This window comes from Streptomyces sp. NBC_01446, assembly GCF_026340095.1.
Classification (GTDB): domain Bacteria; phylum Actinomycetota; class Actinomycetes; order Streptomycetales; family Streptomycetaceae; genus Streptomyces; species Streptomyces aureus.
Genome location: NZ_JAPEPO010000001.1, coordinates 7,583,900 through 7,597,376, shown reverse-complemented (window position 1 = coordinate 7,597,376; position 13,477 = coordinate 7,583,900). Strand labels below are relative to the sequence as shown.

Genomic DNA, 13,477 nt, shown 5'->3' with positions numbered 1-13,477 from the left:
GGTGGAGCGCGCAGCCGTCGGCCGGCCGCCAGCTCGATCGCGTACCCTCCGGCCACCCACCAGGGCACGCCGAGCCCTTCGAACCGCGCCACGACCTCGGTCAGCGGTGCCGGTTGCCAGGGGCCGAACGGTGCGTGCAGGTGTGTCATGCGCGTCATTCTGCCGCCGCTGCTCCCCGTTCCCGACCCGTGGACACCTTCTTCACCTGCGCGAACTCTTCTGTCAGGGTGTGCCCCTGAGTGATCTCTTCACCCTGCACCGATCTCTTGCCGAGGAGCCGCGATGAGCCGCCGCGCGTCCAAGCAACGTGCCGCCACCCTGTCCGCCCTGGTCTGCCTGCTGGCCCTGACCGCCGCCGCGCCGGCCGCGCCCACAGCGGCGAACCGGCCCGCGAAGAAGCAGCAGGAGAGCCTGCTGGACGCCGTGCCGAAGTCGGGGGTGCTGCGCGTGTGCACCACGGGCGACTACCGGCCGTTCACGTACAAGGACCCGAAGGACGGTTCGTACAGCGGCATCGACATCGACATGGCTCAGGACCTCGCGAAGAGCCTGGACGCCAAGGCCCGCTTCGTGGACACCACGTGGGCGAACCTGACGACGGACCTGTCGGCCGGGAAGTGCGACATCGGCGTCGGCGGCGTCTCGATCACCCTGCCCCGCGCCCGCCAGGTGTACTTCAGCGAGCCGACCCGCGAGGATGGCAAGACGCCGATCGTGCGCTGCGCGGACAAGAACAAGTACCAGACGCTCAAGGACATCGACCAGGCCGGGACGACGGTGATCGTCAACCCGGGTGGCACGAACGAGCAGTTCGCCCGCGCCAACATCAAGCAGGCCACCATCAAGGTCCACCCGGACAACACCACGATCTTCGACGAGATCGTGGCGGGCCGGGCGGACGTGATGATGACCGACGCGAGCGAGACGCTCTACCAGTCCAAGCTCCACCCCGAGCTGTGCTCGATCCACCCCGACAAGCCGTTCACGTTCGCGGAGAAGGCGTATGCGACGCCGCGCGGCGACCGGGACTTCCAGGAGTACGTGACCCAGTTCGTGCATCTGGCAACGCACGACGGGACGTACGCCAAGTACGAGGCACAGTGGATGGGTTGAGCCGCCGCTAGAGGAGGACCGGCGTGAGGTCGGGGCCGTCCGTCCCGGCCTCGTAGGCCTCCTCGTCGAACGGGTACAGCGGGCGCTCCACCCGGTGGTGGCCCAGGCGCAGCAGGTCCTGGTCGAAGCCGCCGGGCGTGAGCGCGAGCAGCCAATCGGCGGCCATATCGTGCAACTCCCTCTCCAGGTAGCCGAGCTTGACGACGACCAGGTCGTACGTGCGCGGGTCGATGCCGAGCCCGCCCTCGGCCGGGCCTCTGAAGTCGGCGAGGGTGTGGAACGGCGAGCCGTCTGTCCGACCGGAAAGACCAGCGCCACCTGGAACGACGTCGTCCAAAAGGGCCGCCAGCTCAGCCTCTACCCCCGTGAGCTCACCGAGGCCATCCGCACCGCCCGCGCCCAGCAACAGGGCGGAACCTGGCAACGCTACTATGGGCTCCGCGCCGGGATCGAGGGCGCCATCCGCCAGGCCACCCACACCACCGGCCTGCGCCGAGCACGCTACCGCACCCTTTGCCAAGACCCACCTCGACCACACCACCAGCGCCCTCAACCTCATCCGACTCCACGCTTCGACCTCATACCCGAACGCCTCACAGCACTCACTGCATCCGGCCTGCACAGCGTGCAGCTCTCCGTCCAGCACTCCGACCCAGCCAGCTCCGACAAGATCGCCGGCCATCCCTCATTCGAGGATAAGAAGGCGGCGGCGCGGCTCATCAAGGAGCGCGGTCTGCCTCTGGGCCTCAACGTCGTGCTGCATCACGAAAATCTCGACGCGATCGACGCCATCATGCAACTCGCCGTGGACTGGCAGGCGGACCGGATCGAGCTGGCCAACGCCCAATTCTACGGATGGGGACTGCTCAACCGCGCAACTCTCATGCCCACGCGCGATCAACTCACCCATGCCAACACGGTCATTGACAGCTGGCGCAAGAGTCTCGACGGCGCCATCGACATCACCTGGGTGGAGCCGGACTACTTCTCCGGTAAGCCGAAGCCGTGCATGGGGGGCTGGGGCGCAGTGTCCCTCACCATCGCCCCCGACGGCACCGCGCTTCCCTGTCCTGCCGCAGCCTCTCTCCCAGACCTCGACGCCCCGAACGCCTTCGACCAACCCCTGTCTTGGCTCTGGAAGCACTCGCCAGCCTTCAACCGCTTCCGTGGCACGCAGTGGATGCCCTCCCCCTGCCAAACCTGCGACCTCCGGAGCAAGGACTTCGGCGGCTGCCGCTGCCAGGCCTACGCCCTGACCGGTGACGCCGCCCGAACCGATCCCGCCTGCTCCCTCTCGCCCGACCACGGCATCATCGTCGACGCCACGCTGGAAACCGGCACTCGGACAGCCGTTCCGGTCCCGCGACGGCCGATCCGCGGGCCTTGGCCCGCTAACCATCGTTGACACGCAGTCAGCCCTGCAGCGCTGGCGGCCGTGTGGGCCAACGGCTCAGACGACGAGAGAGTGCACAGGTATTGCGCTTGTGAGACGCGGCCGGTCCCGTGGCGAACTGACCACAGAGATCAGCCTCTCCGCCGCCTACAGCCGCTGCCGACCGTTGGCACTCGTTCTCACCGCCGGCCAGGCCGGCGATCGGCCTGCATGCATCGACGTCGTGGCCCGCCTGCGTGTCCCCGACGCCGTGGACAGCCCCGCATGAGGCCGCTCACAACACCGTCAGGGTTGGGGCCCCTCCCCATCTCGTCGCAGGTGAGCGGGGCTCCACGATCGGCGGGCGTCACACCCTGCTGTCGCGAGCGGCGATGCTGCACGAGCGCAGCCATCCGGTGACACGACGCAAACGAGAGGGCATTCGCCATGACGGATGCCCTCTCACTGTCCCGACACGAACCGAGCGGAGTCAGGATCGAAGCGGCGCGTGGGTCCCGAAAGCGCGCCGGTGGTACGTGAGCGGGCTCAGGCTTTCCTCGCCCTGCTCGGCGGTGACCACGCGGGCGAGCAGGACGGTGTGGTCCCCAGCACGGACGTACTCGTCGACCTCGGCGGCTATCCAGGCCGCCGAGCCCGGCAGGCGCGGGAGATCCTCGCTCGGCGACCAGATGACGTTGTCGAACTTGTCCCGTCCCGAGCGAGCGAAGGATGCGGCCAGGCCGTCCTGGTGCGTGCCCAGGATGTTGAGGCCGAAGCGGCCGGTGCGGCGGATGAGCGCCAGCAGCTGGGAGCGGTTGTCCAGCGACACCACGACCATGGGCGGTGTCAGGGACAGGGAGGCAAAGGCGCTGACCGTGGTGCCGTGCGGCCGGTGGCCGTCCATCGTCGTGACGATGGCGACCGGGGAGGCGACAGCGGCCATCGCGTTACGGAACGCCTGCGCGGTCGGGGTGTCGATGGTCGGGGTGGTGGGCATCACTGGGCCGATTCTGTGAGTCGGGGGTCGAGCCCGTACTGGGCGGGGGCGCCGAGGTGGTCACGCAGGGTGGGGCCTTCGTAGTCGAGGTGGAACAGGCCGCGTTCCTGCAGGAGGGGGACGACCTGGTCTACGAAGGCGTCGACACCGTCGTGGTAGCCGTCGATTGCCAGGGAGAAGCCGTCGGCGGCGCCCGCCTCGAACCACTCCTGCATGTGGTCGGCCACGTCGGCGGCCGTACCGGCGACAACGGGGTGGTAGTCGATGACACCGTGCGCGAGTACATCGCGCAGGGCCCAACCCTCCCGAGCCACCTCAAGGGCACGAGCGGAGCGCGGATCATGCGGGCTGGGCGTGGCGTCGGCGAGCTGGCGCGCGGTCAGCGGCTCGTCGATCTGCCCATAGCCGAGCGGCAGGCCGATCATTGCACCGAGGTAGCGCACGCGCTGACGCAGGTCGACGGACTCGTCCAGGAAGCGCCGTCGGTCGAGTGCGGCCCGTCGGGAGGCGGCGATGGTCGGCATGAAGCCGGCGAGCATCTTCACCTCGTCCGGGTCGCGTCCGGCGCGCTTCGCGGCATCCCGCAGGGCGTTGCGCTGGGCGATGCCGTCCTCGATGGTCATCGGGTTGGCGTAGACGCCGTTGGCGTACCGGCCCGCCAGTTCCAGGCCGTATCCGCCGCCGCCCGCCTGGAAGACGACTGGCTGGCCCTGCTCGGAGGGCGGGATGGGCAGCGGACCTCGGGAGGCGACGTGACGCCCCTGCAGGTTGACCGGCTGGATCTTGTCCATGTCGGCGAACCGCTTGCCTGCCACGTCGCGCAGCCACGCATCTTTCTCCCAGCTGCCCCACAGCCCTTGCACGATCTGGACGACCTCATGGGCGCGCTCGTACTTCTCCGCGCGTGGAGGAATCTCGCGGCCAAAGTTCGCCGCCGCGGCGGGGTCGGAGGTGGTGACCGCGTTCCAGCCGGCCCGGCCGCGGCTGATCACGTCCAGGGCCTTGAACTGGCGGGCCAGGTTGTAGGGCTCGTTGAAGGTGGTGGAGGCGGTGGCCACCAGGCCGATCCGCTCGGTCTCGCGCGCGATGGCGGTCAGGACCAGCAGGGGGTCGATCGGGAAGTGCGGTGCCTGGTCTTCGAGGTCCACGTCCAGGACAGGGGTGTCCGCGATGAACAGCAGCTGGATCTTGCCGCGCTCGGCCGCTTGCGAGTACCGCACGAACTGGTCCATGTCGGTGTAGCTGGACAGGTTCACGCCGGGCAGTCGCCATGCGCCGGGTTCGGCCCCGTAGCCGCTGGTGAACTGCATGCCCAGGAGCATCTGAGAGCGGGTCATGACCACCCCTTCAAACGAAGCGCAAGAAAACGGAGGATACTTCCGTTTACCTTGGACAATACGGAGGGCTCCTCCGTATTGTCAAAAGAGAGGGGATCCGCAGGCGACAGACGACACGCCCGGCCCGGGGTGAGCGCAACGCCCGCGGGGGCCTCATCGCAGGTGGGAGGCGTGGCCAGGCCGCCGGCAGGCGCCTCGAATTGACCGGATGCAGCCTCCGCTTTATCCTCGACAGGATCGGAGAGACTCTCCGTTTGATGCGTCGCGGATTCGCGGGAGGCGAGAGCGCATGAGCGTCGGCGGACAGCAGGAGCGCAAGCCGCGCGCGGACGTGCAGCGCAACCGTGCCGCCCTGCTGGCAGCGGCACAGCATCACTTCCTGGAATCCGGGGTCGGCGCGTCCCTGGAGGCGGTGGCCAAGGAGGCGGGCGTCGGGCCCGCCACGCTGTACCGGCATTTCCCCACGCGGGAGGCCCTGCTCGCGGCCGTACTGCAGACGCGCTCCGAAGAGCTCGTGGCCCGCCAGGCGGACATCGCGCAACTCGGCGACGCCGCCGAGGCGCTGCGGCAATGGCTGCGGGCCATGGAGGACTACTTCAGCGCCTTCAGCGGACTGCCCGAACCGCTCATGGCTGCGGCCAGAGCACAGGAACCGGACAACCCGCTCACACTGCCATGCGACACCCTCATCGGCGCCACAAAAGAGTACGTGCGCGCCGCGCAGCGCGCGGGGTACGTCCATCCGTCGGTCCATGGATACGACCTGTTCCTCGCCGTCGTCTCCGTGGCATGGATCAGGGGCACCGGCGCCACCAGCGAGAACTCCCTCGATCGCCTGCGCGCGCTCTTGGAGAACGGCTATCGCGACTGGGACGACGAGGAGTAGCCCACGCTTCTCCCCTGCGATCGGACGCCGGGGCATCCCGAGCACCGCCCCGAGGGGCGTCCGCGGTGCGCCCTCGCCCGCACAGCCCCGACGGCGCCCTGGCCGGCAGCCTTCCGCTCGCCTGTTCTTTGCGCCCGGTCGTCGACAGTTCGATGGGATGCGTGACCATCTGCCGCTGCTGACGCCCCGGAAGGCGGCGACAACAGTGGACACGACCCACTACGACCAGGGAACCGCGACGGAGCGCTGGGAACGCGCGCAGATGCTCTTCGATGCCAAGGAGTACACGGCGGCGGCGCACTCGCAACGCTGACCGATGAGACTCCGGAGCGGGTAGGCCCGCGGCTTATGCTCGCCCGCTCCTACTACCACTCGGCGCAGCTGCAGAGCGCGGAGATGGAACTGGAACTGCGCAAGGTCGTCGAGCTCGACCCTGTGGAGCAGTACGCCCGGCTGATGCTGGGCCGCGCGCCCGAGCAGCAGAGCCGTCAAGCCGAGGCAGCTCCGCACCTGCGGATGGCGGTTGCGCTCTCGGGGGACTTCAGCGAGATCTGACAGCTCGTCCGCACTCACTCGTGCGGGGCGCCGGGGACACCGTCACTGGCGCCCCGCAGGCATTTCCGGCGCGGCGCCGGGGACACCGTCACTGGCGCCCCGCAGGCATTTCCGGCGCGGGCCTGAACTTGACCGGATGCTGCCTCCGTTTTACATTGAATACGTACGGAGGCATCCTCCGTTTTAATGAACCCAGGCGGTCGCTCGAGAACGGAGGACGCATGAGCAGCATGGAACGGCAGGGGCGTAAGCCCCGCGCTGACGTCCGGCGCAACCGTGCGGCCCTCCTGGAAGCGGCCCAGCGCCATTTCCTGGCCTACGGGGTCGACGCCTCCCTGGAGGCGGTGGCCAATGAGGCTGGCGTCGGTGCCGGCACGCTGTACCGGCACTTCCCCACCCGGGATGCCCTGCTCGCGGCCGTGCTGCAGACGCGTTTCGAGGAGCTCGTGGCCCGCCAGGCGGACATCGAGCAACTCTCTGATGCCGCCGAGGCGTTGGCACTGTGGCTGCGGGCGATGGAGGCGTACTTCAGCGCCTTCAGCGGACCGCCGGAACCGCTCATGGCCGCGGCCAGGGCACAGGAGCCGGACAACCCGCTCACGCCTTCCTGCAGCAACCTGATCACGGCCACCGACGCGTACGTACGCGCTGCGCAGGCGGCGGGTCACGTACGGCTCTCGGTGCACAGTTAGACCTGTTCCTCGCGGCCCTCTCCGTTGCCTGGATCAAGGGCTACGGCGCCAGCGACGAAGAGTCACTGAGCCGTCTCCGCGCGGTCATGGCCGACGGCTACCGCGCACAGGGGCCACGGCTCACGCCTGTGCTCTGAACACCCTGGTGCCACCCGCCGGTATCGCGGCGAGTGCGCCGACACCACCACACCGTCATCACCTCACGCCGCCCCAGTGTGGCGCACTTCTGGAGGGACAAATCATGAAGATTACCGTTATCGGAGCTGGAGCCATCGGCGGCAACCTGGCCACCAAGCTCAGCCTCGCCGGGCACGACGTGCAGGTGGCGGACGCCCGGGGCCCCGTGGCCGTCACGGCCGAGGTACTTCAAGCCGGCGCCCGCGCGGTGGCCCTGGACGACTCGGTCCAGGGCAGGGACGTGATCATCCTGTCGATCCCGTTCGGCGTGGCGGGGCAGCTGACGGGCCTGTTCGCCTCGGTGCCCGACGAGACGGTGGTCATCGACACCTCGAACTACTACCCGCACCTCGGCGGGCGGAGCAAGGAAGTGGAAGACGGCAGGGTGGAAAGCGTGCACACCTCCGAACTCCTCGGCCGGCCCGTGACCAAGGCATGGAACGCCGCTCTCGCCGAGACCCAGCGCACCCGCGGTGTCCCCGCCGGCACGCCGGGCCGCATCGCCATCCCGGTGGCCGGTGACTCCGAGGCGGCACGGAAGGTGGCCATGACCCTGGTCGACGACACCGGCTTCGACCCGTACGACGCCGGCGTGCTGGCCGACTCGTGGCGCCAGCAGCCGATGGGCCCGGCCTACTGCACCGAGCTGACTCTCGACGAGCTCCCGGGCGCACTGGCCGCGGCCGACCCGGTCAAGGACGCAGCTGTCCGCGAGAGCATGATGGAGCGCTTCGCCGGCCTCCCGGCCAACCCCACCCTGGACGACATCGTCGAGATGAACCGCGCCGCCCACCGCTGAACGGACGCGCGGACGGAGCAGTACCCGCACGGGGCCGCAGCAACGGTGACATGACGGGGCGTGAAGAACGTCCTGGCCCCAACCGTGCTGCGGTCCCGGCCCCGGCCCCGGCCCTTGGCCCTCGAGCCCCAGGGCGTGATGGGCCAGAGCCGCACAGCCGCCGAGCCCTGCGGACGCCGAGCAGCCTGCCCACCACACGTATGTCCCGCCGACCCCGCAACCGAGCCGGCAGCAAGGAACGAAAGATCATGAAACTCTCCCTCGTCGAGCTCTCCACCGTCGCCCCCGGAAGCGACAAGGGCCAAGCCCTCAAGGACTCGATCGACGCCGCGAAGCAGGCGGAGGACCTCGGCTACCACCGCATCTGGTACGCCGAGCATCACGACTCCGCCAGCACCGCCTCCTCGGCGCCGGAAATCCTCATCGCGCTCGCGGCCAGCGCCACTTCGCGCATCCGGGTCGGCTCCGGTGCGGTGCTCCTCAACCACTACAGCCCCTTCAAGGTCGCCGAGACCTTCCTCCAGCTCGAAGCCCTCGCGCCGGGCCGCATCGACCTCGGCCTCGGCCGCGCCACCGCGGGCCCCCTGGTCGACCTCGCCCTGCGCCGCGACCGTGACGTACCGCCCACCGACGACTTCGCGGAGCAGGTCCAGGAAGTACTCGCCTACTTCGACGGCCGCTTCCCCGCGGGCTACGCCTTCGCGCGCCTGAACCCGGCCGCGGGCGTCACCTCACGGCCCGAGGTGTGGATCCTCGGCTCCTCCGGCAACAGCGCCCGCATGACAGGCGAACTCGGCCTCGGCTACGCCTTCGCGGGCTTCATCAACCCCGATGATGCCGGCCGGGCCCTGCTCCGCCATTCCGCGTTTGCGGGGCCCGCCACCGATGGGGCGTCCGCAGGCCGTGGCATCCTCTCCGTCAGTGCCGTAGTCGCCGACACCGACGCCGAGGCGCAGCGCCTGAACTGGACCCGGACCGCCTTGATGGCACGCCTGGGCCGCGTGGGCACGGCCGCGGTCGTACCCACCGTCGCCGAGGCCGAGCGTGAACTCAGCCAGGCGCAGAAGGACGCCCCCACGCTCATCACGGACGGCCGCTGGCCCCGCCAGCTCGCCGGAAGCCCGCAGACCGTACGGGACCAGCTGGAGCAGATGACCAGGGCCGCAGGTGTTGACGAGGTGATGGTCCAGGACATCATCGCCGACCCCAACGAGCGCGCCCACTCCCGCGCCCTGCTGGCCCAGGCCCTCGGCCTCTGAGGCAGCCGACCGACGACCGCTCGCATCCCGTTGCACGAAGGTGCGGGCGGCCGTCGTCATCCGGCGCCTTCAGGCACCGGGCACGTCCACATCTCCGATGCGGACGAGGAGTCGGTTACGGACGCTGGGTCGGCAACCGGCCGGAAGCCGTTTACACGTACGCCACCTCTTGCCGCCCTCCCGTCACGGGCTGATTCCCCGCACCACCAGCGCGAGCAGCCGATCCGCCTCCGCAGCGGGATCCCGGTGGTGCTCGGTGGCGAGGACGATGCCGGTTACCAGCGTCAGCAAATCCGCCGAGGTCACCCGGGCCGACACCGCACCGGCGTCGACCGCCCGCTTCAACAGCGGTTCACCGGCGTCCGTGACGCGGTCGCAGGGCTGCTCCTGGCCCATGCCGGCTTCGTCCCGCATCAGCGCCACGGCCGTGCCCCGCGCGGATGCGGCGTACTCCACGAGCGCGGTGAGCCAGTCGAGCAGCGCGGCCCGCGCGTCCTCGACGCCCCCGGTCGCGGGCGCGCGTGTTCAGCGAGTCGACGCGTTCCCGGAACTTCACCGGCCCTAGCGGCACGGTCGACGACAAGGGGCGCTCTCTGGTCTTCACCATCGCCCAGGACCGGCGCTCAGAGCAGGGCCACTACGACTCCGGATGGGCGCACAACGCCGGCCTGCCGATCGCGCTGTCCCAGCGAGAGGACGGGGACCTCGCTTTCGAGCCGGTGGCCGAAGTCGCGGGCCTCCACGACGGCGCGGCCCTCGTAACCATCGACAGTGCGACCTCCGTCTCCGACGCGAACGCCGCCCTCGCCTCGGTCAAGGGAGACCTGCTTCACATCAAGCTGACGATGGAGGCGGGCAGTGCGGGCACGCTCGGTCTCGACGTCCTGCGCAGCCCGGGCGACGAGGAACGCACCCGCCTCTTCTACGACACGGCGGCCAAGGAGCTCGGCGTCGACCGGACCCGGTCCGGCAACGTCTCCAGCACCGTGCCGGACCTCGGCATCCGGAAGGGTCAACTCGCCCTCGTCGACGGCAAACTGAGCCTGGACGTGTTTGTCGACCGCTCGATCATCGAGGCGTACGCGAACACGCACCGCTCGATCACCACCCGGGCGTACCCGTCCCGCACGGACTCCCTCGGCCTGCAGCTCTTCGGCGAGGGCAGCACCGTCACGTCCTTGTCGGTCTGGAAGATGGGAGGCATGGCGGTCTGACCCCGTCGTCGACGTCGCGCCCGCCACGCCTCCTCCGGCGTCAGGTCACCGGGTCGAGGAAGGTCAGCACCGAGGCATCTTCCTCGATCAGCGGGGCGAGTGCGGCGTTGAACGGGCCGCCGTAGGGGGCCTTGAGGTGTGCTTGGAAGGCCGCCTCGTCCCGGTACGCCTCGAAGATCCAGTAGGCGCGGGGCTGGGTCGCCTTGGTGTAGACCTCGAAGGCGAGGTTGCCGTCTTCCTCGCGCACCTCCTTGGCGTACTCCAGGATCAGGCGGGCGATGTCGGCCTCCGCGCCCTCGCGTGCGGTGAATTCGGCGACCAGAGTCTTGTTCATGGTGGCGTGTCCTGTGTGGTCGGGGTCGGGTCAGTCGCGGTAGGAGTTCAGGTGCCAGACGCGGGCCTGGTCCAGAGTCACCGAACCGTTCTCGGCGAAGACCTGGACTCCCTGGCTGTCGGGGTTCGGGAAGATCTGGTCGGTGATGGCTGCCTCGCCGCTGCCGCCGAAGACCTCGACGGACGACCGGTCGACCAGGACCCGCAGCTTCACCTTGCCGTTCTTCGCCTTCAGGGGTGCCCGCTGTACGCCGGGGAAGGCGTCGCTGAAGTCCACGGCTCCGGAGCGGGTGCGGTCGACGTACAGCTCCTGTGTGGTGGTGTCGTAGCCGATGACGGTCTCCTCGCCCCCGGCACCGGTACGCACCTTCAGGCCGAAGCGGTCGGCGTCCTTGAGGGAGAACGTCGCTTCGATGTCGAGCGCCTTCCCCGTGGCCGCCGGGCCGCCCAGGGGCTGTGAGGTGTCCTTGACCGGGACACCGGTCGCCGTCACCGCGGTCTTCTGCCGCAGGGACGTGAGGCTGTCGACCGGCTCGCTGGTCAGCCGAATCCGGCCGTCGACGGTGCGCAGAGCCATCTGCCGGGGAACGCTCTGCGCGCTCCGCCAGGGAGAGGTGGGGATGGCGCCGCCGTACTCCCAGTCATTCATCCAGCCGATCATGTAGCGCTTGTCGCCCGGCGCGTTCTCCCAGGACACGGCCGCGTAGTAGTCCTTGCCGTAGTCGGCCCAATTCGCCCGCTGCACAATGGACTTGGCGGGCTCGGCGGCGGCAGTGAACTGGTCGGCCAGGATGTGGCCCATGCCGGCGGTGTTCATGTCGACGATCTGGATCTGCGCCTGCTTCCCCGCGTAGGGACGGAGGTCGAAGGCGGCCCAGTCGAGGGTCTCGTTGTCGGAACCGGTGGCGGTGCGGACCACCTTGCCGTCGACGATCAGGTTGACGGAGGTCTCCTGGGAGACGGGCTGAGCCTTCGTATCGGACAGCACGATGTGGTCGACGTTGAGGTGGCCCCAGCCTCCGGTGTTGTCGTCGACGATTCTGATCTGCGCCTTCTTGCCGTCGAGGTCCTTGACGTCCCAGGAAGCCCAGTTGAGCGCCTCCGTGTCCTTGCCGGTCGCGCTGCGCACCACCTGCCCGTCCACGAGGAGTTCTACGGCGGTGGGGTTCTCGTGGCCGGCCGGGTGATTGCCGCCGCCGACAAGGAAGTTGACGTAGTCCGTGTCGAGGGTGAACTCCGGCGAGGTCAGCGTGCCGGTGGTGGGGTCGCCGTCGCGGAAGGTGTTGACCAGGCCGCCGCCCAGGTATCCGGAGACCTCCTGTTGGTTGGGGAGGGTGCCGGTGGCCGGTGCCGGGCCGAAGGCGTCGCCGGTCGTCGTCCAGTCGCCGTAGCTGCCGCCCTCGAAGTCGGCGAGGACCGTACCCGTGGGCGGGTCTCCCTGTTCCAGGACCGTTCCGTCCCGGCGCGGGTGCCGTCCGCCGCCGACCTTGAAGTTCAAGTAGTCGCTGTCGACGGTGAATTGGGGTGACGTGAGGATGCCAGTGGTGCGGTCACCGCCGTGGAAACTGTTGGCGAGGCCCGCGCCGTCGAAGCCGGTGACCGCGCTCTGTCCGTCCACGGCGCCTGCCGCGGGCCCGTCACCGAAGGCGGTGCCACTGGCCGTCCACGTACCGAAGCCCGTGCCTTCGAAGTCCTGCCGGACGGTGCCGGGAGGCGGGGTGTACGAGCCGGTGTCCTCGGCCGTGAACTTCTTGCCGTCGAAGTCGCCCACGAAATACTGGGCTCCCGAACCCCCGGCGATCCCACCGGGGTTGAGGTTGACGACCAGCACCCACTTGGTTCTCTTCTTGTCCCCGTCGACCGGGAGGGGGAACAGGTCGGGGCACTCCCACACACCGCCCGTCGCACCGGCCGGACCGAACTCGCTGAGCAGGTTCCAGTCCTTGAGGTTCTTGGACGAGTAGAACCGCACCTTGTGCTCGGTGGAGAGCGAAACAGTCATCAGCCAGCTCTTCGTCGGCGCGTACCACTGGACCTTGGGGTCGCGGAACTCCTTGGAGCCGATGTCCAGGACGGGATTACCCCGGTACTTGGTCCAGGTGCGGCCCCGGTCGGTGCTGTAGGCGAGCGCCTGCGCCTGTACACCGGTGGCCTTGTCGAGGCTGGTGTAGATCGCCACCATGGGCGGGTTCTGCTTCGTGCCGAACCCGGTGGTGTTGTCCCGGTCGACGACCGCGCTGCCGGAGAACACCATCTCCTTGTCGTCGTACGACAGCGCGAGCGGAAGCTGCTTCCAGTGCACGAGGTCCGTGCTGACGGCTTGCCCCCAGGACATGTCGCCCCAGGAGTTGCCGTTGGGGTTGTACTGGTAGAAGAGGTGGTACTCGCCCTTGTAGTACACGAGGCCGTTGGGGTCGTTCATCCAGTTCTTCTGCGGGGTGAAGTGGAACTGGGGCCGGTAGGTCTCGGAGTACGAGGGCGCGTCGGACGCTGCGGCGTGGGGAGCCAGCGGGGCGGCAGAGAGAGCGCAGACGGTCACCGTCGCCGCCGCAATCAGCCGTCTGTGGGCATGCCGGAATACACGTACAGGGCTCATGAGGTCTCCTGCGCTGCGGCCGGTCCGCGCAACGGGCCTGCTGCCCGGCGTGGACTGATCGGAAGTGACTCCTTGCCCGGCCGTCGTCCACGACACGGGAAGGAAAGGGATGTCATCGATGACATCGTGGCGAGCCGATGATGAGCG

12 protein-coding genes and 2 pseudogenes are annotated in these 13,477 nt (G+C 69.0%); 8 read left to right on the top strand and 6 right to left on the bottom strand.

Going from position 1 to position 13,477, the window contains the following annotated elements; translation table 11 throughout:
• The first annotated feature begins 282 nt into the window (after positions 1 to 282).
• Positions 283 to 1,113 carry a transporter substrate-binding domain-containing protein gene (locus OG456_RS34305; RefSeq protein ID WP_266567898.1) on the top strand — a complete coding sequence of 277 codons (831 nt, stop codon included), beginning with the start codon at positions 283 to 285 and terminating at the stop codon, positions 1,111 to 1,113.
• A gap of 7 nt (positions 1,114 to 1,120) precedes the next feature.
• Here the strand turns inward: OG456_RS34305 and OG456_RS34300 are convergent.
• Positions 1,121 to 1,351 (bottom strand): annotated as a pseudogene (locus tag OG456_RS34300) (MlrC C-terminal domain-containing protein); the annotation flags it as partial.
• Here OG456_RS34300 and OG456_RS34295 point away from each other — a divergent pair.
• Entirely contained in the window at positions 1,283 to 2,518 is a 1,236-nt protein-coding gene (locus tag OG456_RS34295; RefSeq protein ID WP_323136374.1) for an SPASM domain-containing protein, read from the top strand. The pseudogene OG456_RS34300 and the gene OG456_RS34295 overlap by 69 nt on opposite strands.
• Before the next feature lie 457 nt (positions 2,519 to 2,975).
• Here the strand turns inward: OG456_RS34295 and OG456_RS34290 are convergent, their stop codons facing one another.
• Positions 2,976 to 3,482 (bottom strand): flavin reductase family protein, encoded by a 507-nt coding sequence (locus tag OG456_RS34290; protein ID WP_266567896.1) that lies wholly within the window; start codon positions 3,480 to 3,482, stop codon positions 2,976 to 2,978.
• Positions 3,482 to 4,819, bottom strand: a complete 1,338-nt coding sequence (locus tag OG456_RS34285; RefSeq protein WP_266567894.1) for an NtaA/DmoA family FMN-dependent monooxygenase — start codon at positions 4,817 to 4,819, stop codon at positions 3,482 to 3,484. Before OG456_RS34285 ends, OG456_RS34290 begins: the two co-directional genes overlap by 1 nt.
• 289 nt (positions 4,820 to 5,108) lie before the next feature.
• On the opposite strand from OG456_RS34285, the gene OG456_RS34280 reads away from it, so the two are divergent.
• From OG456_RS34280 to OG456_RS34260, 5 genes and pseudogenes are all read left to right on the top strand, one after another.
• Positions 5,109 to 5,705 (top strand): TetR/AcrR family transcriptional regulator, encoded by a 597-nt coding sequence (locus tag OG456_RS34280; RefSeq protein ID WP_266567892.1) that lies wholly within the window; start codon positions 5,109 to 5,111, stop codon positions 5,703 to 5,705.
• 205 nt (positions 5,706 to 5,910) lie between these two features.
• Positions 5,911 to 6,260: pseudogene (locus OG456_RS34275) on the top strand (hypothetical protein).
• Positions 6,261 to 6,481: 221 nt separating this feature from the next.
• Positions 6,482 to 6,952: a TetR/AcrR family transcriptional regulator gene (locus OG456_RS34270; protein WP_266567890.1), complete on the top strand. Its 471-nt coding sequence runs from the start codon at positions 6,482 to 6,484 to the stop codon at positions 6,950 to 6,952.
• 241 nt (positions 6,953 to 7,193) lie between these two features.
• Complete coding sequence (locus tag OG456_RS34265) at positions 7,194 to 7,928, top strand: NADPH-dependent F420 reductase (RefSeq protein WP_266567888.1); 735 nt, start codon at positions 7,194 to 7,196, stop codon at positions 7,926 to 7,928.
• A 248-nt stretch (positions 7,929 to 8,176) separates the two neighbouring features.
• Positions 8,177 to 9,187, top strand: coding sequence for an MsnO8 family LLM class oxidoreductase (locus OG456_RS34260; protein WP_266567886.1), 1,011 nt, complete (start codon positions 8,177 to 8,179; stop codon positions 9,185 to 9,187).
• A gap of 183 nt (positions 9,188 to 9,370) precedes the next feature.
• Here OG456_RS34260 and OG456_RS34255 read toward each other — a convergent pair whose 3' ends face one another.
• Positions 9,371 to 9,643, bottom strand: coding sequence for a hypothetical protein (locus OG456_RS34255; RefSeq protein WP_266567884.1), 273 nt, complete (start codon positions 9,641 to 9,643; stop codon positions 9,371 to 9,373).
• Positions 9,644 to 9,708: 65 nt separating this feature from the next.
• Here OG456_RS34255 and OG456_RS34250 point away from each other — a divergent pair, with 65 nt between their 5' ends.
• Entirely contained in the window at positions 9,709 to 10,401 is a 693-nt protein-coding gene (locus OG456_RS34250; RefSeq protein WP_266567882.1) for a glycoside hydrolase family 32 protein, read from the top strand.
• Between the two features lie 40 nt (positions 10,402 to 10,441).
• Here the strand turns inward: OG456_RS34250 and OG456_RS34245 are convergent, their stop codons facing one another.
• Entirely contained in the window at positions 10,442 to 10,735 is a 294-nt protein-coding gene (locus OG456_RS34245) for a putative quinol monooxygenase (protein WP_266567880.1), read from the bottom strand.
• A gap of 30 nt (positions 10,736 to 10,765) precedes the next feature.
• Positions 10,766 to 13,330 (bottom strand): GH32 C-terminal domain-containing protein, encoded by a 2,565-nt coding sequence (locus tag OG456_RS34240; RefSeq protein ID WP_266567878.1) that lies wholly within the window; start codon positions 13,328 to 13,330, stop codon positions 10,766 to 10,768.
• Positions 13,331 to 13,477: the final 147 nt, after the last annotated feature.

What these genes read in the sequence shown, in the direction of transcription:
- OG456_RS34305 (WP_266567898.1), top strand. Translation starts at nt 283, where the DNA reads ATGAGCCGCCGCGCGTCCAAGCAACGTGCCGCCACCCTGTCCGCCCTG.
- OG456_RS34290 (WP_266567896.1), bottom strand. Translation starts at nt 3,482, where the DNA reads ATGCCCACCACCCCGACCATCGACACCCCGACCGCGCAGGCGTTCCGT.
- OG456_RS34285 (WP_266567894.1), bottom strand. Translation starts at nt 4,819, where the DNA reads ATGACCCGCTCTCAGATGCTCCTGGGCATGCAGTTCACCAGCGGCTAC.
- OG456_RS34280 (WP_266567892.1), top strand. Translation starts at nt 5,109, where the DNA reads ATGAGCGTCGGCGGACAGCAGGAGCGCAAGCCGCGCGCGGACGTGCAG.
- OG456_RS34270 (WP_266567890.1), top strand. Translation starts at nt 6,482, where the DNA reads ATGAGCAGCATGGAACGGCAGGGGCGTAAGCCCCGCGCTGACGTCCGG.
- OG456_RS34265 (WP_266567888.1), top strand. Translation starts at nt 7,194, where the DNA reads ATGAAGATTACCGTTATCGGAGCTGGAGCCATCGGCGGCAACCTGGCC.
- OG456_RS34260 (WP_266567886.1), top strand. Translation starts at nt 8,177, where the DNA reads ATGAAACTCTCCCTCGTCGAGCTCTCCACCGTCGCCCCCGGAAGCGAC.
- OG456_RS34245 (WP_266567880.1), bottom strand. Translation starts at nt 10,735, where the DNA reads ATGAACAAGACTCTGGTCGCCGAATTCACCGCACGCGAGGGCGCGGAG.
- OG456_RS34240 (WP_266567878.1), bottom strand. Translation starts at nt 13,330, where the DNA reads ATGAGCCCTGTACGTGTATTCCGGCATGCCCACAGACGGCTGATTGCG.